This window comes from Campylobacter concisus, from assembly GCF_002913715.1.
Classification (GTDB): Bacteria; Campylobacterota; Campylobacteria; order Campylobacterales; family Campylobacteraceae; genus Campylobacter_A; species Campylobacter_A concisus_AG.
This window is the reverse complement of the sequence record NZ_PPCE01000006.1, coordinates 1-23117: the sequence shown is the minus strand read 5'-3', so window position 1 is coordinate 23117 and position 23117 is coordinate 1. Positions and strand designations below refer to the sequence as shown.

Sequence of the window (23117 nt, the reverse complement as noted above, 5' to 3'; positions counted from 1 at the left end):
TTTGGCTAAAATAGCGCAATTTAGACGCAAGTTTGCGTATTACATTACAAGGCCTTTAAACGATGAAATGATACAAAACCCTAAATTTATAATTTCTAAAACCAACCAAAAACAATAAATTTAACCAAAATCGGAGAGAAAATGAAAAGACGAGACTTTTTAAGATTAAGCGCATTAGGCGCGGTTAGCCTTCAAGCAAACGAGCTTGGAAGCGCAGAGCAAGCGTTATTTGACAAGAAAAGCGGACTAAGCGCAAATAAATTTGGCGCATTTTATGTAAGAACTATCGCAGGGCGCGTGGTTGAGACCGTGCCATTTGAGGGCGATGCTTATCCAAACGAGCTAAATAACGCAGTCATTGACTACATCCAAAACGAGAGCAGAGTAAAATATCCATTTGTTAGAAAGAGCTTTTTAGCCAATCCAAACAACCCAAAGCCAGAGCTTCGTGGTAAAGAAGAATTTGTGCGTGTGAGCTGGGACGAGGCTATAAAGCTAAGTGCAAAAATTTTAAAAGAAAATTTTGATAAATACGGCGCTGAAGCGATCTATGGACAGGTTTATCAGTGGGGCAGCCTTGGTAAAGTTGGTCACAGCCAAAAGACCGCAAAGAGGCTACTTAACGTGCTTGGCGGATACGTAAATGAGCTTGGTGGCTACTCATACGGCGCAGCGACTGTCATCATGCCGCACATCACTGGCTTTATTGATCCAACACTAGCGCCAACAAAGTGGGAGGCTATCTTAAAAAATGCCAAAACGATCGTATTTTGGGGCACAAACCCAGTCGTTTCAAATAAGATCGCTATTGGCGTGCCACTTCACAACTCATATAAATACTATGACGAGATCAGAAAAAAGGGCGAAAGTGGCGAGATGAAAATTTATAGCGTCGATGTTTATCACAACGATAGCGCAAAATACTTTGACTCAAAATACCTTGAAGTCGTGCCTTGCACCGATACGGCGATGATGATAGGTATGTGCAACTACCTTTTTGAAAAAGGGCTTTACAGCAAAGAATTTATAGAAAAATACACCGTTGGCTTTGACAAATTTAAAGAGTATATGCTTGGCACAAAAGACGGGGTCAATAAAAACCTAGCTTGGGCAAGCAAAATTTGTGGCGTGAGCGAGCAAGATCTGGCGAAATTTAGCGAGGATCTAGTCAAAAACGACTCAGTCATAGTTAGCGGCTACGCCATCCAAAGGCAAGATCACGGCGAGATGGCGTACTGGGCGCTTGTGACACTAAATGCGATGCTTGGACATATCGGTAAAGAGGGTTGTGGTTTTGTCACAAATGACGGCATGCACAAAAATGCTGATGAGAGCTTCATAGCTCCTAAACTAGCGGCGTTTGAGATAAAGGTGCCTCAAAAATTTATTGATAGCGGACTGGTACCAAAGACAAAGGGCTATGACATGCCAAACTCAAGGCTAATAGACGCACTACTTGAGCCAGGCAAGGAGATAACAAGAAATGGCAAGAGCTATAAACTGCCAAAGATTAGAGTGATGTTTAACGCAAATGGATCGACTTTCACAAGGCATCCTGACGCAAATAGAGCGATAAAAGCTATGCGAAACGTTAATGCTATCATCACTTGCGAGCCGTTTTGGACGAGCACGGCTAAATTTAGCGACATCGTCTTGCCAGCTGCGCTTGAGTACGAGCGAACAGACATCGAGATGGCAAACTCAACGAGCGAGTATCTATTTGCGATGAAGCCACTAGTTAAGCCATTTGGCGAGAGCAAGAGTGACTTCGAGATTGCAAGGCTGATTGCCAAAGAGTGGGGCAGGGAAGAGGCATTTAGCGAGGACAAAAGCGAGCTAGAGTGGGTTAAGACAATATATGAAGATGCCGTTAAAAAGGCTACCGAGCTTGGGTATGAGAGCATGCCTAGCTTTGAGGAATTTTGGGAGAAGGGATACTTTAGATTTGACAAGATCGATGAGAAAAAACGCTACTTTACAAACTACAAGAAATTCCGCGACGATCCAGTGGCAAATCCGCTAAAAACACCATCTGGCAAGATAGAAATTTACTCTGAAACGGTCGCTGGCTTTGGCTATGATGACTGCCCACCGCATGCAGCTTGGCTTGAGCCATTTGAGTGGCTGGGCGCAAAAAATAAAAAGTATCCTATCGCAATCAGCGGTGCGCACTCTAAATTTAGACTTCACTCGCAGCTAAATAACTCTGTACTTCGCAACTTTAATGAGATCACAGAGCGCGAGCCAGTGCTTATAAATCCAAAAACAGCCGAGGCTAGAGGAATAAAGATGGGCGACGTGGTGCGTGTGTTTAATGATAGGGGCGAAATTTTGTGCGGTGCCTTTGTGACTGAGGATGTGCCACAAAATGTCGTAATAGTAAGCGAAGGTGCGTGGTATGACCCTGAAAAACCGGGCGAAAAGAGCCTTTGCTTGCACGGAAATTTAAATGTGCTCACAAAAGACGTGCCATCAAGCAAGATGAGCCAGAGCAACACCGCTCACACAAGCCTTGTGAATGTCGAGAAATTTAAAGGAGTGCCAAAACGTGTAACTGCATTTGACGCACCAAAGATCGGCGTAATGCACGCATAAAATAAAAGCTATCCTTAAATGGATAGTTCTAAGTTTTAAAAATTTTATTTATCTTAATAGCAATGAGTTTTCACAAATCTCTTCAATCTTTGAAATTTGCTCTTTAACTCTTGCTTTTAAGCCATCAAGCATTGCTATTTTTAAAGTATAAATTTCATTAAAATCGCTCTTTATATCAAGCAAAATTTTATTTAAAAACGAGCTATTTGAGCACATTAAAGCTTCAAACTCATAAAGGCTAAACGCATCAAGCATACGCTCATAGACGTCTTTTGCACTTGGGATATAAAGTGGCGTATTCATCTGTAGGTGCGACTCTAGAGTCTTTTCTATCTTTTGTTTTATAAAATAAACCGCGAGTTTGAGTGCGTTTTCATAGTTTGAGGCTAGCTTTATATCAAGCTTTTCAAAAAACAAAGAGACCTTTTGTATAGCCTTAAATTTGGCAGTTTCATACTCTCTTAAAAAATTTTCATATGTCCGTCCGGCATAGGTGTTTATGGATTTTGTTTCATAAGCCAAGACTTGATCATCAAAGCTAGCGTAATTTTCATAGCGAGATTTATATATTAAAAATTTATCCTCTAAATTTTTATAAAGCTCATTAAATGCTGAGGTTATTGCATTTTCTAGCTCTTTTAGATCTTTTTTGTAGCGTTTAAAAAATTTATTAAAAACTACATCTTCGTAGATAAGTTTTGAAAAGACTTCGTCGCTATCAAGACTTATTACCTCAAAATTTTCACGCTTGTAAATTTCTTTATTTAAAAGTGTCTTTGAAGCGTTAAATTTTGTCTTTGAAAATGGCTTAAGTAGCTTAAATACCTCATCGGCAGCAAGTTTTATAACTTCACTCATTTGACTATATCTTAAAGCGATCTTTGGTTTAAACTCCTCTTTTATCGCCTCTAGCCTCTCATCTAATGAGCCACTAAATTCATCTAAAATAAACCGTGCATTATCATAAATTTCTAGATGTTTTTCTTGCTCGTTGGTTAGGAGTTTTACGATCTTTTTTGCCCTTACTTTTATGAAATTTTCTTTAAAGCTCTTGTCTAAAAAGCACTCTTTAATAGCCTTTAGAGCTTCGTTAAAATTTGAAGCTTCAAGTAGGCTTTTGTCATTATTTGTGATGCCAAGGAGTGCTTGCTTTGATGAGATAGTGATGATATCTTCAAAAAGCTCGCCATAAGTTTGCCTAGCGTGCTTTAGCAAACTTTTAAGCTCCTCCTCGCTTAGCTTGTCTTTTTGGTTGATTAGGCAGATCGCTTTTAGATCATTTGCTTTTAAAATTTCTTTGATACTTTCAAGCTCGCTTGCCTTTGCGGCGTTGTTCGCAAGGCTTAGCCATATTGCGCCGCTAACCTTTTTTAGCGTATTTTTTGTCTCTTTTGTGTCAGCATCTCTTAGCGAGTTTAGGCCAGGAGTGTCGATGAAATTTATCTCTTTTAAAATTTCACTTGGCGCATAAAGCGTCATACCAGAAATCTGCTCGCCTAACTTATTTAGCTCGGCTAGATCGCTACTTGCTAGCAGGCTTTCGCTGCCGTTTATAAATTTCACGCTTAGAAGTGGCATCTTTGCAAATTTTAGCCTCACAGCCTTTGCGGTGACTGGAGTTAGTCCTGATGGCAAGATATCTTGACCAAGAAGTGCGTTTAAAAACGTTGATTTTCCACTTGAAAATTGACCGATAACAGCTATTAGTGGTGGTTCATTTAGAGTGTCTATTAGTAAATTTAAGCTCTCTTTTATCTGCTCGCTTATATGCAAACTAGGATCGTTTAGATCATTTACGAGTCTAGCTAGCTCGCCCTTAAAATCATTTGTAAAGACCTTAAAATATCTCGCTTTGTAGGCATTTATAAACTCATTAAACATTTTTAATATCCTCTAAAAGTGAGTAAATTTCATCTTGCAAGGAGGTCTTTTGTTTAAGCTTTGAAATTGAGCTTTGATTTTGTAAATTTAGCTCATTAAGTTTTTCATTGAGCACTAAAAGCCTTTTATTTAAAGCCTCTTTTTGGCTCATCTCATAAGCCTTTACTCGCTCTTTTAGCAGCTTTTTTTCGTGTTCTGCTAGCATCTCACAAAACTGCGATATGCTTTTATTGTTAAGTAAATTTTGTCTTAAACTTAAAAGTGCCTCATTTGGCTCGCTTTTGCTTAAAATTTTAGCTTCAAGCTCATCTAAAAGCTCGCTAAAATCAAGCTCTACGCCCATTTGCTTTAAAAAGTCATTTATACTAAAAATTTTATTTTCACTCACCTTAAAGCCATCAAAGCTTAAAGCAATATTTTGCTCGCATGACTTTGTCTGCACCAAAGTTTCATTTCTGGCCTCTCTCATAAGTGCCGCAACTCCGTCACAAAGTGTAGTTTTTGCTATTTGTGTAAGACGTTTTAGATTTAAATTTTCTCTTTTACTTTTACAGTAAGCGATTTCACTCTTAATCTTTTCATTTAGATTTTGTAGTAGTGCTTCAAGCCCCATTTTATAGATATCTTTTGCATTTTTATCATCGAGTTTTTTTAGCTCGGTTTCTAAAAGCCTTTCAAGTTTTGTGAAATTTTCATTAAGAGAATTTTTGATATTTGCTTGCTCGTTTTGCAAAGCTTCTAGCTCTAAACCAAATGCTTTAAGCTCTAAAATTTCAGTCTTTGTGGCTTCGAGTTTTGTTTTTAAAATATTTTGCAATTCTTTTTGATATGAGTTTAAAATTAGAGCTGATTTTTTAGAGTCTTTGCCAAAAAGCACATCGTAAAGATACTCTTTAAACTCCTGCACGCCACTATTTAAAGCGCCATCAAGATAAGCTTTCGCGCTAAGGGCAAAATAATCTATCTTAATATCATTTATCTGCTCGCCAATCGCCTTTTTTACGTAGTTAAGCGTTTCATTAATATCCTTTGCGTTTAACTCATCAGCGTGAGTTAGCACGATAGCAACTCTTACGATATGCGAGTTTTCAAGGCATTTTTTCAAAAATATTGCGTCTTTTTGCGTTGCACTTTGTGAGACATTCATGAGATGTGCTAAAAGGTCGCACTCTTTCATAAAATTTGTAGTTATTTGCTCTCTTAACACGATCGCATCATCTATGCCAGGAGTGTCTATAATGCAGACATTATCTCTTAAAAGCTCCAAGTCATCATAAAGCTCAACGCTTTTTACGAGATTTGCCGTTTTTGAGCTTGAAGATGTATAGTTTTTTATCTCATCTAGGCTGATCTCTACGCTACTAGCTGGTAGATTTTTGCTTGAAAGTCCAAGCTTTTCTAGCTCATCTGGACTATAAAAATTTACCTTTGCATGGCTAGTTGTTGCGTGCTTTAAGATGGTTAAATTTATGGTCTCAGGCACATTTGAAGTGCCAAGGATGGATTTGTTTAAAAGTGCATTTAAAAGCGTTGATTTGCCAGAGTTTATGATACCGCTTACTGCGATATTAAAAAGCGTTTCATTTGATCTTTTCTTGGCATTTTTCAAAGCTAGTAAAAATTCTTTATCTTCATCAAGCATGCTTGCTTTTTCATCTATCTCGTTTAGAAAATCTAGGCTCTTGTGAAAGTGATCTTTTGGCTTTACATTAGAAATTTCAGCTTTATTTTGATTTGAGTTTTTGCTTATAAATTTTATTAAAAAATCAAATTTTTCATGGCTAATTATCTTTTCATCACGTAGCTTTTGTAAGTAGGTTATAAGTTCATCACTTGAAATTTTTGCCTCATTTAACGCTTTTAGCGTGGCTAGCTGGGCACTTTGTATGCTAAAGATATCAAGTCCAATGCCTAGCTTTTTTAAGATATTTCTAAACTCGGCAAGAGCCATAAGCTCATCTAAATTTTTCTCATCACAAGATAAAAGAAGCGCCAGTAGATCTGGGTAAAAAGGCACGCTCGCATCGGTATTGGCGTAAATTTTATTTAAATGCCAAGCGTGATTTAAAAACTCGTCCATTAAAGATTCTTTTTTTGAAATTTTTTAGATTTTATTACGTTTTTACTTACGAAGCTATCAAGATTTAGGCGCAAAATTTTATGTTTTTAAAAAGTTTAATTTAACTCAAGCTTTTTAAAGCTGACTCTTGGATTTATATTTAGCTCGCTATGGCTTACAAACTCGCCTTTTAGGTACTTCTCACGTCCCGCTCTTGCTATCATCAAGGCGTTATCAGAGCAAAACTCAAGTGGAGCTAGCAAAAGCTTGCACTCATTTTTTTGGCAAAGCGTTTCAAGTCTTTTTCGTAAATTTAGATTTGCACTTGCGCCGCCAACTACACCAAAACGCTTAAAATTTCTTAAACAAAAGACCTTTTCAAGCTTGTTTAAAATGTGCTCACAGGCAGTATTTTCAAATGCGTAGCAGATGTCAGCGATATCTTTTGGAGTGATACTATCTAGCTTAGAAATTTCAACTCTGACTTGGTTTTTAAGCCCTGAAAAACTATACTCAAGGCGCTTGTCGTGAAGAAGTGGAATGGTAAAATGAAACCTCTCTTTGTCTTTACAAAGTAGGGCATTTTGCTGAACTACGGCACCGCCTGGATAGCCAAGATCAAGCATTTTAGCAACCTTGTCAAAGCTCTCACCAAAGCTATCATCGCTAGTGCTTGCTAGCTCAGTGATTTCACCATTTTTCTCAATCTCTAAGAGCATCGTATGCCCACCACTTACTAGCAGGACGCCAAGTGGAAAGGTAGCTTCGCGATCTAAAAATAGTGAGTAGATGTGGCCAACTAAATGATTTACGGCAATTAGCGGGATACTTAGAGCCACGCTTAATGCTTTTGCCATGCTGACGCCGCCTATTAGGCTCACGCTAAGACCTGGCTCATTTGTCACAGCGATCGCTTTTATATCTTTAAAATTTGGCAAGATATCCTCTAAAAGTGCTGGCAGTGCCTTTGTATGAAGCCTAGCTGCAAGCTCAGGAACCACGCCACCAAAGATAGCGTGCTCCTCTTCTTGAGAAATTTTTTTATAATAAATCTTCTCTAAAGTGCATTCATCTATGAGTGCGACCGAGCTATCATCGCAGCTACTTTCGATGCCAATTATCATCTAAACTCCGCTAAGATCATGCCAGCAAATTTCTCTTTGCCATCTTCGTTTTTATAAAACTCGACTCGGTAAATTTTGCCATCTTTATCGATGCTGTAGCTTTTATTTAGGCTATTTTTAGCCACTTCTTGCTCGCTCTCATCTATACTTTTTGTGCCATATCCTATGACATTTACGCGCACGTTTTTGAGTGCTTTTACTTTAAAGCTCTTTTTCACGCTAAATTTATCGCCACTTTTTAATGTAAGCTCGCTACCGTCGCTTATTAGTGAAATTTCATCAAGTGGCTTCGCAAACTCGAAATATTGTGGCTTTAGCCTAGTAACAAAGCGGTTGCCGTACTGCACTTTGAAGCTACCATTTTCTTTTATAACAGCTATTAGCGGATTTGGTGAGCTGTAATTTAACTCGCTTTTTTTAAGTGGGACAAAATTTATTAAAGGCTTTAGATTTTTAAGACTTATCGCGTATGAATTTTCAAGTTCAAGTCTGATCTCTTTCTCGATTGCTTTTTTTACGCTTTTAACATCAAGATTAAACGGCCTAGTAAAGCTGATGCCAGCCTTTTTCATATATTCTTCAATGGCGATTAGATGGTAATAAGTCCTTTGCTCGGCGTTTAAATTTTTACTAGCTTCGTTTGCAAAGGCTGACTTATTTTGCGTAATAGCATAGTAAGTTAGGCTTTTTAGCATCTCTTTATCACCCATCGCAGTGTGCGTGTTTTTGATGTGATACTGGTGTTTTTGATCTATTAGATGCTTATTTAGCACATCTTTTACGCTTGAGGCGATACTTTCAAGCTCTGGATATTTTGAGCCAGGAAGCGTGCTTTGATCTATTATGCAAGTATTGCCCCATTTGTCTGGATTTTCGTCTTTGTTTATAAATTTATCTCTGTAATAGCCACTTCCATCGTGTAAATTTAAGATGAGCGTGACGTTTTTATCAGTGATGACATCTTTTATCTTCATTACTGAGTTATAGTCTGGATCATTTTTATCTACATGGGCAAATTTTCTATTCATATCGCCTTTTGTGCCACGACTTCGCTCGATTATGCTTGGGAAATTTAAATTTGGCACGACCCAAAGCGAGCCTTTTGTGATGTTATAGTCAGTTGCCACGATAGAGGCTGCCAAAAATCCACCCGGCTCATCGCCTTGAATACCGCCGATTAACAACATCGTGTTTTCGCTTGGCTCACCTTTTTTGATAAGCGCATAGTCTAAAGTATTGGCTAAACTAGCAGTGGTAAAGGTTAGTAAAAAAAGTAAAAATTTACGCATTAATATCCTTCATAATGCTTTGTCTTTGGTAAAAGCAAATTTAAAACTATACCAGTAACCGCACCAAGCCCTATACCTGAAAATTTAACCGCTCCAAGGTCAAGCACCATGCCGCCGATGGCAAAGATGAAGATGAGGGCTACGATTATCATGTTTCTAGGGTCTGCAAGGTCAACTTTATTTTTTATAAGCGTCTCCATGCCAACGCTTGCGATGATGCCAAAAAGTAGCAGCATGATACCGCCGATGACTGGGGCTGGGATAGTTGAGAGCACAGCTCCTAGCTTGCCAATGAAGGCTAGCACGATGGCAGTGATCGCCGCAAAGGTCATGATTGCTGGATTATAAGCTTTTGTAAGGCTAACTGCGCCTGTGACCTCTGAGTATGTAGTGTTTGGCGGGCCACCAAAAAAGGCAGCAAGCGAAGTAGCAAGTCCATCTCCAAGGAGCGTATTTTTAAGGCCTGGATTTTTTAGAAAATCCTCTTTTGTGACATTTGAGATAGCAAGCATATCGCCTATGTGCTCGATCGCTGGAGCTATGGCGATAGGTATCATATAAATGATTGCTTCAAACTCAAATTTTGGTGTAGTGAAATTTGGCATTCTAAACCAAGGTGCATTAAAGATAGGGGTAAAATCAACCATGCCAAAGCAGTAAGCTACGATGTATCCGACGATAATACCAAGTAAAATAGGTATAAGCCTAAACATGCCACGTCCAAGCATCATCACTAAAATGGTAGCCACTAGCGAAATGCCAGCGACGATCATTGCTTCATTTTGAGTATAAATTTCAGTGGCTGATGTTGCCATTTTGACGGCATTTGGAGCAAGGATAAGGCCTATTGTCATGATGACAGGTCCAACGACAACTGGAGGCAAAATTTTATGCAAAATTTTCTCTCCGCCAAATCGGACCACGAGGCTTAAAACAACGTAGAAAAATCCAGCAAATATAACGCCCCCCATCGTCACGGCTATGCCCCATTTTTCGATACCGTACTGAAGTGGCGCGATAAAAGCAAAGGAGCTTGCTAAAAAAATAGGCGGAACATTTTTTCTAGTAATTAGCTGAAAAAGTAGCGTGCCAAGACCAGCCGTAAAGAGAGCTACATTTGCATCTAGTCCCGTAAGTATCGGCACTAATACCAGTGCACCAAAGGCGACAAATAAAAACTGAACGCCGATTAAGCTTTGTTTGGGATCAAATTTATAACCCTCATACCTTTGCATTTAACATCCTTTTTGCGTAATTTCTAACTTCTTTATCAGCTTCAAAAATTTCATCAATACTTGAAATTTTAATATTTCTAAAATTTTTAACAGAGCTTAAAACGAGCCTTGAGATATCCAAAAACGAACATTTTTTCTCTAAAAAGCTAAATACTCCAACCTCATTTGCAGCATTTATCACTACACCTAGATCAGGGTTTGCCAGGACTTTATCTTTTAGCGAAAAAATGGGATATTTTTTAAGGCTAATTTTATGAAATTTTATATTTTTTAGATCAAGTAAATTTGCGTGCGAAACGATATTTTTACTGACATTTTCAAACATAGCATGAGCGATAGCTAACTTCATATCAGGTCGCGAGAGGTGCATCGTGCTTGAGCCGTCTATAAATTCAACTACGGCGTGTATCGCAGAGGTTGGCTCTATCACAGCCTCGATCTCCTTGATGCTATAAAGCCAATAAGCCTCCATCACCTCAAAAAGCTTATTTGCCATCGTCGCACTATCAATCGTTATCTTTGCGCCCATATCCCAGTTTGGATGCTTTAGCGCATCACTTGGCGTGGCGTCTTTTAGAAATTTGATCGGCTTTTTATAAAATGCACCGCCACTTGCTGTGACGATGAGTCTTTTTGGCGCAGTTTTGTTTTCTAGTAGAAATTTAAGCCCAAAATGCTCGCTGTCTATTGGTAAAATTTCTCTAGTTTTTAGAAATTTGCCGCCAACAACAAGGCTCTCTTTGTTTGCAAGCGCAAGCCTTTTGCCAAGAGTTTGCGTCTTTAAACTAGGAGCAAGGCCAGCAAAGCCAACAAGGGCGTTTATTACCTTTTTTGAGCTTGAAATTTCTAGCATTTGCAGCAGTCCAGCCTCACCAAAAAAGATATTTTTAGCTTCTATGTTTTTTACATTTTTAGCTAGCTTTTCATCGCCTACGCAGACAAATTTTGGTTTAAATTTTAAAATTTGCTCATTTAGTAAATCTACATTTTTAGCGCAGCTTAACGCCTCAACCTCTACGCCAAATTTTTCGCAAAGGTTAAGGGCGTTTTTGCCGATTGAGCCAGTTGAGCCAAGTATTACCACGAGAGCGACCAAAGTAGGGCGACTACGCCAAATAAATAACCATCTATCCTATCAAGCATGCCACCGTGTCCTGGGAAGAGCGAACCACTATCTTTGACGCCGCAAAGTCTTTTTAGGTAACTCTCAAACAAATCTCCCCAAACTGCAAAGACGCAGACTAAAAAGCTTGAAAATAAAATTTGGAAAAATCCTTCAGTTACAAAATTTCCAACAATGCAGCCAATCACAGTGCCTATCGCCACACCGCCTGCTGCACCTTCGATTGTTTTGTTTGGTGAGCTTGGGCTAAATGGATGTTTGCCAAACATTTTGCCAACAAAAAATGCACCACTATCGCTTGCAACTACGCTTAAAATAAGCCATACAAGATAGCCTACGCCATACTCTGAGTAAAGCATCCACATCATAAAGATCGGCGTGGTCGGATATACGAAAGGTGCGACTAGCTTTAAATTTTCACTTTTTATGTGAGCTAGGATCGAAGCAACCAGCATGATAGCAAGGATCGCTATGAAAATTGGATTTGTAAAATATGTAAGCACGTAAAAAGCAAGTGCGGCAAAAACTAGCTGTTTGTGATCGATATTATAAAGCTTGAGCGACTCATTAAAAGCAAAATAAAGCACAGCCCCAAGCAAGATAAAATTTAAAATATAATTATCAATAAAAAAAACTATTAAAATAGCAACAAACATCAAAACGCCAGTGATTATGCGAGATTGCATATCCTCTCCTTAAAATCGTTATTTCGCTGTAATTATAACACTTAAAATTTAGACGGCGTTTATAAGAGTAAAATTTGATCTAAAAAGCATTTTAAGCTGGTAAATTTGGACTATTTTGGCGTTAGTAAAGATTTAAATTTGCTTTTTAACATATAAATAAAGCAAGACCGAAATGATCCCAAGCAGTAGTACTTTATGGCTTAAAATTTTTAAAAATTATTTTCCTCAAAAAAGTCGGTGTCGATTTTGCAAATTTCATATATTTGGCTTGTCTGAACTCCGACTTTATATTTTATCATTAGCTCTGCAAGCTTGTCGCCATCTACCAAGACTACGCTAAAGTTTTGACTATCTTTGGCAAACGTTTGGGCATCTTTTGTAAATTTCGCTGTAGTGATAAAGACGCCTTTTTTAGTATTTTTATTTGAGATAGCACCGATAAACTGCTGAATTTCTGGCCTACGGATATTACTACCGTCTTTGTATCTTTTTGCTTGGATGTAAATTTTAGAAAGCCCAAGTTCATCTTCATCTATGATGCCATCTATCCCGCCATCTGGGCCTTTGTTTGTGAGATTTCCAGCTCCATAATTCATCTTTTCAAGTAGCTTTGTTACAAGGTATTCAAAAAATCTTGGCTCTTTTTCTAAAATGCTAGATAAAATTTCACTTTTTAGCTCTTCTTTTATTTTGCAAAGCGCTTCATCTATATTGTCATCTGGGGTGTTTTCCGTGGCTTCTTTTTCCTCTTGCCTTATCTCTTGTTTGTAAATTTCATCGTACCAAGAGAGAAATTTGCTCTTTTTGTCCTTGCTACTTACTAGCTCTTTGCCAAAATTTGTTATGGCAAATAGGCTTCTACCAACTTTTTGAAGCGGCACTTTTTCTGACCTTGATTTTACTTGAGCTGTTGTAGCCAGATAGGATAAAGCCCAATCGGTACGATTTATATAAGTTGGAGTTCCTCTTTTTATTTTTTGCAAAAGATCTTCGTCTTTTAACTTAAAATGCTCAATTATAAATTTAGAAATTTCAGCTCTATTTGCTTCTTTCTTTTGCGCAACAAATTCTAAAATAGGCAGCATCATATCTTTATAACTTGGTAACATTTTATATCCTTAAATGAAGCAAAATTTTGAAATTATATAAATTTTTTGGCTTAAAAGCTATAATCAAAACATGAGATGTCTTGGCCTAACAAATTTTCTTTTAGAAAATATTAGCTTATTCGTAAATACCTTTGCTACGATATTTGCACTATTTTTTTGTTTTGTTTCTTGTGTTGGAATTGTCTTTATATTTATTGAATTTCCACTTGGTTATATAATGGGCGCACTTTTATCAATCCCATTTTTGATATTTTTATTTTTCTTATTTGTATCTATTGATATCTTTTTATGCCTTTTGGCATCTATTTGCAGTCTTTTTTAACAAATTTAGAAGTAAATTTGGGGCTTTTACAGCCCCTTTGCTACTTTATAGCAGCCATTTTTCTACGCATATAAGCTATGCGGCTTTGAAGTGGTAAGTGTTTAGGGCAGTTGTCTTCACAGCCTAGCAAAGTCATACAGCCAAATACGCCGTCATCGTCGCCGATAAGCTCGTAAAAGTCCTCATCGGTTCGTTTATCAAGCGCGTCGATTTTAAACCTAGCTACGCGGTTAAGTCCGACCGCACCGATGAAATCAGGCCTCATGATAGCCGTACCGCATGCAGCTACGCAGATACCGCACTCGATGCAGCGATCAAGCTCAAATACTTCCTGCGCTACTTCGGGCTCAACCTTTTCCTCAAGCTTAGAGATATCGGTCTCGTGGTCTGTATGTATCCAGCTCTCCACACGCCTACTCATCGCATTCATCCAGTTGCCCGTATCTACGCTTAAGTCTTTTAGTAACTTAAATACTGGCAAAGGCATAAGCTCAATTACTCCGCTTTCAAAATCTTTAGTAAGAGTTCTACAAGCTAATCTTGGCTTGCCATTTACAAGCATGCCACAACTTCCACAAATTCCAGCACGACAAACAAAGTCAAAGCTAAGATCTGGGTCAAATTTCTCGCGAATCATATTTAACGCGATAAATAATGTCATGCCATCAGTCTCTTCTAGCTCGTAGGTCGCAAAATGTGGTTTTGAAATTTTGCTTAATGGATTATATTTAAATGCTTTTATGGTTATTTTTCTACTCATATCCTATTCCTGCTCTTTCGTTTGGTGCTTTATATTTTGGTTGAAGATCATAGTGCATTAAAGCCTCTTGAATTTCTTGTCTGCTCTTACCTTCAGCTTGCATTTTCTCACGAATTTCATCAACCTCTTTTTGGCGGATGGCACTATCTGGATGCTCAATAATATTACCTTTCGCACCATAGCCTCTAAATGCTGGTGGCATCTCCATTTTCATAATATCAAGTGGCTCATACACGATAGTCGGTAGTGTATCGCCCTCTTTCCAGCTAGTTAGAGTTCTGTTTAGCCAGTTTAGGTCGTCGCGTTTCGGATAGTCCTCACGGCAGTGCGCTCCGCGGCTCTCGGTGCGATCAAGCGCGCCTTTTGCGATACAAAGGGCTAGTTTTAGCATCTTTGGTACACGGTAGGCTTCCTCAAGCTCAGGGTTGCCAAATAGCGCCTTATTGGTGACTTTAACATCTAAAGATTGCTTATAAAGCTCTTCAAGCTCTTTTACCGCTACGGCTAGACCTTCGCCAGTTCTAAAGATCGCTACGTGCTCCCACATGATGTCTTTCATCTTGTTTTTGATCTCAAATACGTTAAATTTGCCCTCTTTTTCGACTAGGCTTTTTAGATAGTCTTCCTCTTTTTTAACGAATTTTTCGATATCTGCGGTATTTATATCTATCTCGTGGCTGCCGCAGTAGTCGGCAAAATAGTCCCCAACGATCATGCCAGCTACGACGGTTTCTGAAACGGAGTTGCCGCCTAGACGGTTAAATCCGTGCATATCCCAGCAAGCAGCCTCGCCGGCGCTAAATAGGCCAGCTAGCGTCGGGCTCTCGCCAGTTGGCTTAGTTTTTATGCCGCCCATAGAGTAGTGCTGCATAGGTAGGATCGGCGCCCAGCCTTTACCGCGTTGGCGACCGTTTTCGTCGGTATACACTTCGGTGTCGGCAGGATCGATACCGTTAAAAATTTCGCAAATTTCTTGAACATCGCGTAAGTTTTTCTCGATATGCTCGCGTCCTAGGATCGAGATATCTAGCCAAACGTGATATCCGTATGGGCTAGGTACGCCCTTGCCTGCGCGGATATGTTCCATGATGCGGCGGCTTACGACGTCGCGGCTAGCTAGTTCTTTTTTCTCAGGCTCGTAGTCAGGCATAAAGCGATATCCGTCCACGTCGCGTAAAATTCCGCCGTCGCCGCGGCAACCTTCCGTTAGCAAGATACCGCTTGGAACGATCGGAGTCGGGTGAAACTGAACAGCTTCCATGTTGCCAAGCTGAGCTACGCCAGTCTCAAGTGCGATGGCCGCGCCGATACCCTCGCAAACTACGGCGTTTGTAGTGTGTTTATAAACCCTGCCGTAGCCGCCTGTAGCTATTAGAGTGCCTTTTGCGACGTATGCCGTGATCTCGCCGTTAACTAGATCGCGAACGATCGCGCCGTAACAGCGGTTGTTTGCGTGGATTAGCGCGATAGCTTCTTTTCTGTCATGAATTTCGACGTTGTGCTTTAGAGCTTCGTTTGCTACGGCAAAAAGCATAGTGTGACCGGTGGCGTCGGCCGTAAAGCATGTTCTCCATTTTTTAGTTCCGCCAAAGTCGCGAGAGTGGATGAGTCCGTGGACCTCTTCTTTTTCTACGATAGTTGTTTTTTGAGCGTTGATGATAGCGCTTCTCTCGCCTTTTGTTATACGAGTCCAAGGCACGCCCCAAGCCGCTAGTTCGCGAATCGCCTTAGGCGCGGTTTGACAAAACATACGCGCGACTTGCTGATCGCAGCCCCAGTCGCTACCTTTTACCGTATCGGCAAAGTGTACGTCCTCGTTGTCGCCTTCGCTCATTTTTGAATTTCCCAAAGAGGCTTGCATACCGCCTTGCGCAGCCGCAGAGTGCGAGCGCTTTACAGGTATGAGACTTAAAACGACGGTGCTTAAGCCCTTTTCTCCAGCAGCCACAGCAGCTCTAAGACCAGCTAGACCACCACCAATTACCAATGCATCATAATATTTTACATTCATCTTCTAGCTCCTTTTTAATGGCTGATCCACACGAAATCGGCGATTAGCGCAATTATAGCAAGTATGCCATAAACGGCAAATACAATTGTTTTTGCCTTATTTCTTTTGGCAAACATTTCGTGCTTATTTGCACCATCAATGCTTATCCATTTGACATACAAGCGGTACATACCGATACTAGCGTGAACGACCATGAAAACAAGTAGTGCGAAGTAGAAAATTTCTAATTGATGAAATGCAGCCGCTGATTTGTCGGCAGTAATATGTCCACCAAAGACTATATCTACTAAGTGTGCGCTGGCTGCAAAAAATAGCGCAAAACCGGTTAAAAACTGAAACCACCAAAGCGTAGTATCAAGATGCTTCATGCGGTCTTTGTGGCCTCTAAACATTAGATATTGTCTGTAGTTTGCTGGAAATTTTCTCATAGCTAAAAATGCATGAGCGATAAAAATGGCAAATATTACCGCAGCTATGACGTTAGTGATCCACCATGTAGCCTCGCCGAATAAAAATTTAGCCTCCGCAAACCCTACGACAGCGTTAAATGCGTCTTTGCCAAGTAGTATGGTAGAAGTAAAAACCATATGGCACAATATAAAACAGGCCAAAATAAACCCTGTAATACTTTGCCATCTATCCCAAGCGGCTGGAGTGCGACTTTTTTTGTCGTCCGACCGTTTTCCCAAAAAACCTTCTATAAGCCCGGTCATGAGCCCTCCTAAGAAATTTGAAATAAATTATCATTTCTTAATACTAATTTAAATATTAGTATTAATTGATAAAGCTAATGCTAGCAGATTTTTACTTTAATATTTTTTAAACACTTATATTAGAGCTTTGAAAATTTTTTATAAAGCATGGCATAAATAAAAATTCCAAAACCACACATGATAAGTGATAAAATTTGACCCATTGAAAGATCAAAAATAATAAATCCAAGTCCTGAATCAGGCTCTCTAAAAAACTCGCAAATAAATCTTGCAAAAGTGTATAAAATAGCATAAAGCGCGATCAGTTCGCCATTAAATTTCTTAAATTTCCTATATAAAAATAAAATAATAAAAATAACTAAACCTTCTAAGAATGCCTCATAAAGCTGACTAGGATGTCTTGGTTGCCCAAAAACATTTATCGCCCAAGGCATATCCGTAACTCGCCCAAAAAGCTCTTGATTTAAGAAATTCCCGATCCTGCCAAATGTATAGCCAAAAGGTATGCAAACGGCACAAAGATCAAGTAGCTGCCATAAATTTTGTTTATACCTTTTGCAAAATAGATATGTCGCAAGCAAAAAGCCAACTACTGCTCCGTGGTAACTCATGCCACGAATTCCTATAAATTCGCCGTTATGAAATGGATTAAAAATTTGCCAAGGTTGTGTCAAGTAGTAGCTTACTTCGCCTGAATAGACTAAAACCCAGCCAAGCCTAGCGCCTAAAATAACGCCTATTTCAACCCAGAAAAAGTAATTATCCAAAAGCTGATTTGAGATTGGGATTTTATCTTTTTTAACGAGATACTTTGCCATGGCAAGTGCCAAAACAAGAGCTAAGATATACATAAGCCCATACCAGTGCACGCTAAAGCCAAAGACGCTAAAGGCGACTGGGTTAAAGTGGTTATAAATGTCGTTCCAAATTTCCATTTTTTACTTTCTTTTTAAATTTGTGCGATTTTACAATTAATAAATAAACAGCGCTTTGCTGGCAAGTGGTAAGGCTAGAAATTTAAATTCGCTTGCTTCAAATTCTTTGCAAAATTTAAATAGCTCGGTAAACTTAGCCTCGTTTAAATTTATGCTCCAAATCGCTCCAGAGTCATTAAATTCTCTTTCAAACTCGCTTAAATTTTTAGTGGCAAAATAGTGCTCAAAGCGGCTCATCAGTGAAAATGGCGTAAAAAATTTAGTCTCATCTTTTATCTCAAATTTCATCACGCCACCATCTTTTATGGCTTCATTTATCACCTCATTTACAGCCCCAGAGTAGGCTCTAACAAGCCCTCCAGTGCCAAGCTTTATCCCGCCAAAGTAGCGAACTATCAAGACGCCAACATTTATAAGATCAGCACCCCTTAGCGCGTTTAGGCTTGGCTGACCGCTAGTGCCCTTTGGCTCGCCATCGTCGCTTTGATTTTCGACAATTTGCCCGTATTTGTTTAGCTCTCTTGTCGCCCAAACTACGTGAACAGCCTTAAAATGCTCCTCTTTTAGGCGTTTATGCAAGCTTTTAAATTCGCTTATCGGGCACAAAAATGCTAAAAAATTTGACTTTTTTATATCAAGCTGGGCTTTAAAAATCCTATCAATTGTCTGCAAATTTGCTCTTTTACTTAAATTTTAAAAATCTTATCAATTTGCTAATTAAAGCCTTGTAAATTCAGAGAAATTTATATTATTAAGGAAAAGATAGTAGAATTTTGCAATTTTTCATGAAGGACTAAAATGATACAAACTTGCCTATTTCCAGCGGCTGGATACGGAACGAGGTTTTTACCAGCTACAAAATCGCTCCCAAAAGAGATGTTGCCAATACTTACAAAACCGCTCATTCACTACGGCGTTGATGAGGCGCTTGAGGCTGGCATGGATAATATGGCATTTGTCACAGGACGCGGAAAAAGGGCGCTTGAGGACTATTTTGACATTAGCTACGAGCTAGAAAAAGAGATCGCAGGCAGTTCAAAAGAGTCACTACTAAGCGAAGTTAGAAATTTAATGAGCTCATGCACATTTTCATTTACTAGGCAAAATGCTATGAAAGGGCTTGGACACGCCATTTATACGGGTAAAACGCTAGTTCGAGATGAAGCTTTTGGGGTTATTTTGGCAGATGATCTATGTATAAATGAAAATGGCGAGGGCGTGCTTTCGCAAATGGTTAAAATTTATGAAAAGTATCGCTGCAGCGTCGTTGCGGTGATGGAGGTGCCAAAAGAGCAGACTAAGTCTTATGGCGTCGTAAGCGGTAGGTTTATAGAAGATGATCTCATAATGGTCGATGATATGGTTGAAAAGCCTGATCCTGCCGAGGCTCCGACAAATTTAGCGATAATTGGCCGCTACATCCTAACGCCAGATATTTTTAACATCTTAGAGCGAACAAAACCAGGTAAAAACGGCGAAATTCAGATCACGGACGCGCTAAAAACGCAGGCAAAAGATGGCATGGTACTAGCTTATAAATTTAAGGGCAAGAGGTTTGACTGCGGCAGTATCGACGGCTTTGTCGAGGCTACAAATTTCTTTTACGAGCGCAGTAAATGATAGAAACTTCATTTAAATTTAACTTTGCAAGCAGCGAGGTTATTGGCTCCTACGCCAAACGCATAAACGACGAGTACGAAAGCGGCGAGATAGGCTACTACCACCTGCCAGCTCTTGGGCAAAATTTGCTTGGCGAGATAGAAGAGTATGAAAAGGGGCTAGCTCATATCAAAAATGTAGTACTTGTTGGCATTGGTGGCAGCAGTCTTGGCGTAAAGGCGCTAAAATCAATGCTTGATGGCACAAAGGGGATAAAAAGAGAGCTTTTGTTTTTAGATAACGTCGATCCTTGCAGCTACAAAAGCACGCTTGATGGGGTGAAATTTGACGAGACACTTTTTATAATAAGCTCAAAATCAGGCAATACGATCGAGACGATCACTATTTTTAAGTGCTTGCTTGATGACTTTAAGCCTCAAAATTTAGGCAAAAATTTCCTCATCATAACTGATCCAGGCACAAATTTAGAAAATTTTGCCAAAGAAAATGACATTAAATTTTTTAACATCCCAAAAAATGTTGGCGGAAGATTTAGCGTGCTAAGTGCGATCGGTCTTGTGCCTCTTGGTATCTGTGGCTACGATATAAAGGCACTTTTGGAGGGCGCACTTGCTTGCAAGAAGCAATACATCGAGCAAAAAGATAGCTCTATCATCGCTAAGGCCTACCACTACGCCACTAGCAGAAATGCCAGTATAAATGTCATTTTTAGCTACTGCGATAGATTTTTTGAATTTAATGACTGGTACGTGCAGCTTTGGGCAGAGAGCCTTGGTAAAAAAAGAGGCTATAAAAGGGTCGGCCTTACGCCAGTTGGACTTGTTGGTAGCCGCGATCAACACAGCTTTTTGCAGCTTATCATGGACGGCGTAAAAGATAAGAGCGTGACATTTATAAAGATAAAAGATCACGCAAGCGACAAGGCTATCCCAAATTTAAGCCTAAAAGGGCTTGAAGAGTGCGATTTTGTAGCGGGTCTAAGCCTAAATGAGCTTATAAATTTGCAATGCGACGCGACAGCTATGGCGCTAGTGCAAGAGGGCATAAGTGTCGATACTATCACGCTTGAGAGGCTTGATGAGTTTCATACTGGCTGGCTCATTTTTTATTACGAGCTACTAACCTCGGCCACTGGTATCATGCTAGGCATCAACACCTACGATCAGCCAGGCGTTGAGATAGGAAAACGTATCCTAAAAACTATGCTTTTAAAGTAGAAAATGAAGAAATTTCTACTTTTGGCTCTTTTTGCCACGCAAATTTTTGCCTTTTCGGCGAGCAAATTTGTAAATGACGCTAGGTCGCAGATCGGCGTGACGCTAAGTTACGATCCAAGCTACGAAAGGCTCGCCTACCCAATGGGCGACGTGGATATCAAAAAGGGCGTTTGCACCGACGTTGTGGTAAGGGCGCTACGGCATCAGGATATGGATCTGCAAAGACTCATTTTTGAAGATATGAGTATAAATTTCGTAAGTTATCCTAAAAGGTGGGGACTTAAAAAGGCTGATAAAAACATTGATCACAGGCGTGTTTTAAACATCGCTACCTATCTAAAAAGAAAAGGTTTTGAGGTGAGCGATGATAAATTTTTGCCGGGGGATATCGTCACATGGATGCTGCCAAGAAATTTACCTCACATTGGCGTGATCTCAGATAAATTTGAAGGCCAAATACCGCTTGTCATCCACAATATCGGCTCTGGCGTGCAAGAAGAAAACATACTTTATAGCTACAAGATCACAGGTCATTTTAGGCTAAAGTAGCAAAAATGGCTTTTTAATCAAATTTTAGGCAAAATCGCAAAAAATAAATTCAAGGAAAAATAATGTTAGAAGTTAGGGGACTTACTCAAAGATTTGCAAGCAGTTTGCTATTTGAGGATGTAAATTTAAAGCTAAATCGCCACAACAGATATGGACTAATCGGTGCAAATGGCGCTGGCAAATCGACATTTTTAAAAATTTTAAGCGGAGCTATCGAGCCAACTAGCGGCGAGATCATCATAGAAAATGGACTAAAAGTTGGCGTGCTTGGGCAAGATCAGTTTGCGTTTGAAAATTTCACTCTAAAAGATGCGGTGCTTTATGGCAACAAACGCCTATACGACGCTGTCAAAGAGAAAGAGAAACTCTATATGAGCGAGGAATTTACAGATGAGATAAATGAGCGCTTAAGTGAGCTTGAGATGATAAGTGCTGAAGAGGATCCAAGCTACGAGTACGAGACTAGGATAGAAAAAATTTTAAGCTCACTTGGACTAAATGAATTTGATAAGCTCATGAGCGAGGTCGAAAACTCAGATAAAGTTAAGGTTTTGCTAGCTCAAGTGCTCTTTCCAAAGCCAGACATCTTGTTTTTAGACGAGCCGACAAACAACCTTGATATAGACGCGATCGCGTGGCTAGAAAATGAGCTAAACCGTCACGAGGGCACACTTGTGGTTATCAGCCACGATAGGCACTTTTTAAATAGAGTTTGCACAAACATTTTGGATGTGGATTTTAAGAAAATTCGCGAGTTTTCAGGCAACTATGACGACTGGTATATGGCTGCAAATTTAATCGCAAAGCAGCATGAGATGGAGCGTGATAAGAAGCTAAAAGAGAAAGAGGAGCTGGAGAAATTTATCGCGAGATTTTCGGCAAATGCGAGCAAGGCAAAGCAAGCGACCTCTCGTGCAAAACAGCTTGAAAAGCTTGACATAGCAGAGATCGCAGTATCAAGCAGACGCGATCCAAGCATATTATTTCGTGCAAACCGCGAGATAGGCAATGAGCTAATTGAGCTTAAAAACGTAAGTAAGAAATTTGATGATAAAGTGATATTTGAGAACTTTAACTTTAAACTCGAAAAGGGCGACAAGCTAGCTATCATCGGCCACAACGGCGTTGGCAAAAGCACACTTTGTAAGATCATAATGGGCGAGATAAAGCCTGACGCGGGCGAGGTGCATATAGGTGCGACCATCGAGCTAGGATATTTTGCACAAGATACTGTAAACAAGATAGATGGCGAGCTAAAGCTTTATGAGTACTTACAAGATGCCAAAAACAAGGACATAGACGAGATCAGAAAGTGCCTTGGCAGGATGCTCTTTAGCGGTGCTGAGCAAGAAAAGGCAGTGGGCGCACTAAGCGGTGGTGAAAAACACCGAGTAAGACTAGCTCAACTTATGCTTCATAGACCAAATTTACTTGTCATGGATGAGCCGAATAACCACCTTGATCTCGAGGCTATCATTGCACTTGGCGAGGCATTTTATAACTTTAATGGCTCAGTTATCTGCGTGAGCCACGACAGGGAGCTAATAGACGCCTTTGCAAATAGAATTTTACACCTAAAAGGCAATGGCGAAGTGGTTGATTTTAAAGGTACATACGAAGAGTATAGAGCAAATTTAGGGCTTGAGAGCTAAAATTTGTTATTTCTTGCTCCTAATTGTAGGGGCAAGATTAAAATTTATATTTACTACAAAATTCTTACAAATATTAATCTAACCATATAAATTAAAAATAGCTTATAAAAATTATTAAAATCCAATAAAAAGACTTTATAAATAAGAAAGAAAATTAATAAGAAATTTCTAAAGTATTAGTAAGATTTGTAAAATAAAATTTATTAAATAATATTTTTATAATGCTTAGTTTAAGGG

General features: G+C 39.4%; 18 protein-coding genes. 5 read left to right on the top strand and 13 right to left on the bottom strand.

Annotated elements, in window-relative coordinates:
• Positions 1 to 141 precede the first annotated feature (141 nt).
• Positions 142 to 2595, top strand: a complete 2454-nt coding sequence (locus CYO92_RS03115; protein ID WP_103588342.1) for a molybdopterin-dependent oxidoreductase — start codon at positions 142 to 144, stop codon at positions 2593 to 2595.
• A gap of 48 nt (positions 2596 to 2643) precedes the next feature.
• Here the strand turns inward: CYO92_RS03115 and CYO92_RS03110 are convergent, their stop codons facing one another.
• The 13 genes from CYO92_RS03110 to CYO92_RS03045 all read right to left on the bottom strand — a co-directional run bounded on the left by CYO92_RS03110 (position 2644) and on the right by CYO92_RS03045 (position 18514).
• Positions 2644 to 4476, bottom strand: a complete 1833-nt coding sequence (locus tag CYO92_RS03110; protein ID WP_103588341.1) for a dynamin family protein — start codon at positions 4474 to 4476, stop codon at positions 2644 to 2646.
• A complete protein-coding gene (locus CYO92_RS03105) occupies positions 4469 to 6556 on the bottom strand; it encodes a dynamin family protein (protein WP_103588340.1) in 2088 nt (695 codons plus the stop codon). Before CYO92_RS03105 ends, CYO92_RS03110 begins: the two co-directional genes overlap by 8 nt.
• Positions 6557 to 6651: 95 nt before the next feature.
• Positions 6652 to 7659 carry a tRNA (adenosine(37)-N6)-threonylcarbamoyltransferase complex transferase subunit TsaD gene (gene tsaD / locus CYO92_RS03100; protein ID WP_103588339.1) on the bottom strand — a complete coding sequence of 336 codons (1008 nt, stop codon included), beginning with the start codon at positions 7657 to 7659 and terminating at the stop codon, positions 6652 to 6654.
• Entirely contained in the window at positions 7656 to 8948 is a 1293-nt protein-coding gene (locus tag CYO92_RS03095; protein WP_103588338.1) for a M99 family carboxypeptidase catalytic domain-containing protein, read from the bottom strand. The genes tsaD and CYO92_RS03095 overlap by 4 nt, the downstream gene beginning before the upstream one ends.
• Complete coding sequence (locus CYO92_RS03090; RefSeq protein ID WP_021091743.1) at positions 8948 to 10183, bottom strand: uracil-xanthine permease family protein; 1236 nt, start codon at positions 10181 to 10183, stop codon at positions 8948 to 8950. Before CYO92_RS03090 ends, CYO92_RS03095 begins: the two co-directional genes overlap by 1 nt.
• Entirely contained in the window at positions 10170 to 11279 is a 1110-nt protein-coding gene (gene dxr, locus CYO92_RS03085; RefSeq protein ID WP_103588337.1) for a 1-deoxy-D-xylulose-5-phosphate reductoisomerase, read from the bottom strand. The genes CYO92_RS03090 and dxr overlap by 14 nt, the downstream gene beginning before the upstream one ends.
• Entirely contained in the window at positions 11261 to 11992 is a 732-nt protein-coding gene (locus tag CYO92_RS03080) for a phosphatidate cytidylyltransferase (RefSeq protein ID WP_103588336.1), read from the bottom strand. Before CYO92_RS03080 ends, dxr begins: the two co-directional genes overlap by 19 nt.
• A 209-nt stretch (positions 11993 to 12201) precedes the next feature.
• Positions 12202 to 13101, bottom strand: a complete 900-nt coding sequence (locus CYO92_RS03075) for a restriction endonuclease (RefSeq protein WP_103588335.1) — start codon at positions 13099 to 13101, stop codon at positions 12202 to 12204.
• 362 nt (positions 13102 to 13463) lie between these two features.
• Complete coding sequence (locus tag CYO92_RS03065; RefSeq protein WP_021091811.1) at positions 13464 to 14183, bottom strand: fumarate reductase iron-sulfur subunit; 720 nt, start codon at positions 14181 to 14183, stop codon at positions 13464 to 13466.
• Positions 14176 to 16194: a fumarate reductase flavoprotein subunit gene (locus CYO92_RS03060; protein ID WP_072595155.1), complete on the bottom strand. Its 2019-nt coding sequence runs from the start codon at positions 16192 to 16194 to the stop codon at positions 14176 to 14178. The genes CYO92_RS03065 and CYO92_RS03060 overlap by 8 nt, the downstream gene beginning before the upstream one ends.
• Before the next feature lie 14 nt (positions 16195 to 16208).
• Positions 16209 to 16907 carry a fumarate reductase cytochrome b subunit gene (locus CYO92_RS03055; protein WP_021091688.1) on the bottom strand — a complete coding sequence of 233 codons (699 nt, stop codon included), beginning with the start codon at positions 16905 to 16907 and terminating at the stop codon, positions 16209 to 16211.
• Positions 16908 to 17026: 119 nt separating this feature from the next.
• Positions 17027 to 17842: a prolipoprotein diacylglyceryl transferase gene (gene lgt, locus CYO92_RS03050; protein ID WP_103588333.1), complete on the bottom strand. Its 816-nt coding sequence runs from the start codon at positions 17840 to 17842 to the stop codon at positions 17027 to 17029.
• Positions 17843 to 17878: 36 nt separating this feature from the next.
• Positions 17879 to 18514, bottom strand: a complete 636-nt coding sequence (locus CYO92_RS03045; RefSeq protein ID WP_103588332.1) for an IMPACT family protein — start codon at positions 18512 to 18514, stop codon at positions 17879 to 17881.
• A 126-nt stretch (positions 18515 to 18640) separates the two neighbouring features.
• Between CYO92_RS03045 and galU the strand changes: the two genes are divergently transcribed.
• The 4 genes from galU to abc-f all read left to right on the top strand — a co-directional run bounded on the left by galU (position 18641) and on the right by abc-f (position 22880).
• Positions 18641 to 19462, top strand: a complete 822-nt coding sequence (galU, locus tag CYO92_RS03040; protein WP_009294249.1) for a UTP--glucose-1-phosphate uridylyltransferase GalU — start codon at positions 18641 to 18643, stop codon at positions 19460 to 19462.
• The gene (locus CYO92_RS03035) at positions 19459 to 20679 is read left to right on the top strand and encodes a glucose-6-phosphate isomerase (RefSeq protein ID WP_103588331.1); all 1221 of its coding nucleotides are present in this window, start codon (positions 19459 to 19461) and stop codon (positions 20677 to 20679) included. The genes galU and CYO92_RS03035 overlap by 4 nt, the downstream gene beginning before the upstream one ends.
• Positions 20680 to 20682: 3 nt before the next feature.
• A complete protein-coding gene (locus tag CYO92_RS03030; protein ID WP_103588330.1) occupies positions 20683 to 21228 on the top strand; it encodes a DUF1287 domain-containing protein in 546 nt (181 codons plus the stop codon).
• A 62-nt stretch (positions 21229 to 21290) separates the two neighbouring features.
• The gene (gene abc-f, locus CYO92_RS03025) at positions 21291 to 22880 is read left to right on the top strand and encodes a ribosomal protection-like ABC-F family protein (protein ID WP_103588329.1); all 1590 of its coding nucleotides are present in this window, start codon (positions 21291 to 21293) and stop codon (positions 22878 to 22880) included.
• Positions 22881 to 23117: the final 237 nt, after the last annotated feature.

Coding starts and splice junctions, on each gene's coding strand:
- CYO92_RS03075 (WP_103588335.1), bottom strand. CDS start 13,101: ATGTTACCAAGTTATAAAGATATGATGCTGCCTATTTTAGAATTTGTT.
- galU (WP_009294249.1), top strand. CDS start 18,641: ATGATACAAACTTGCCTATTTCCAGCGGCTGGATACGGAACGAGGTTT.
- CYO92_RS03060 (WP_072595155.1), bottom strand. CDS start 16,194: ATGAATGTAAAATATTATGATGCATTGGTAATTGGTGGTGGTCTAGCT.
- CYO92_RS03110 (WP_103588341.1), bottom strand. CDS start 4,476: ATGTTTAATGAGTTTATAAATGCCTACAAAGCGAGATATTTTAAGGTC.
- CYO92_RS03080 (WP_103588336.1), bottom strand. CDS start 11,992: ATGCAATCTCGCATAATCACTGGCGTTTTGATGTTTGTTGCTATTTTA.
- CYO92_RS03090 (WP_021091743.1), bottom strand. CDS start 10,183: ATGCAAAGGTATGAGGGTTATAAATTTGATCCCAAACAAAGCTTAATC.
- CYO92_RS03065 (WP_021091811.1), bottom strand. CDS start 14,183: ATGAGTAGAAAAATAACCATAAAAGCATTTAAATATAATCCATTAAGC.
- CYO92_RS03030 (WP_103588330.1), top strand. CDS start 20,683: ATGAAGAAATTTCTACTTTTGGCTCTTTTTGCCACGCAAATTTTTGCC.
- CYO92_RS03105 (WP_103588340.1), bottom strand. CDS start 6,556: ATGGACGAGTTTTTAAATCACGCTTGGCATTTAAATAAAATTTACGCC.
- abc-f (WP_103588329.1), top strand. CDS start 21,291: ATGTTAGAAGTTAGGGGACTTACTCAAAGATTTGCAAGCAGTTTGCTA.
- lgt (WP_103588333.1), bottom strand. CDS start 17,842: ATGGAAATTTGGAACGACATTTATAACCACTTTAACCCAGTCGCCTTT.
- CYO92_RS03035 (WP_103588331.1), top strand. CDS start 19,459: ATGATAGAAACTTCATTTAAATTTAACTTTGCAAGCAGCGAGGTTATT.
- CYO92_RS03115 (WP_103588342.1), top strand. CDS start 142: ATGAAAAGACGAGACTTTTTAAGATTAAGCGCATTAGGCGCGGTTAGC.
- CYO92_RS03055 (WP_021091688.1), bottom strand. CDS start 16,907: ATGACCGGGCTTATAGAAGGTTTTTTGGGAAAACGGTCGGACGACAAA.
- CYO92_RS03095 (WP_103588338.1), bottom strand. CDS start 8,948: ATGCGTAAATTTTTACTTTTTTTACTAACCTTTACCACTGCTAGTTTA.
- tsaD (WP_103588339.1), bottom strand. CDS start 7,659: ATGATAATTGGCATCGAAAGTAGCTGCGATGATAGCTCGGTCGCACTC.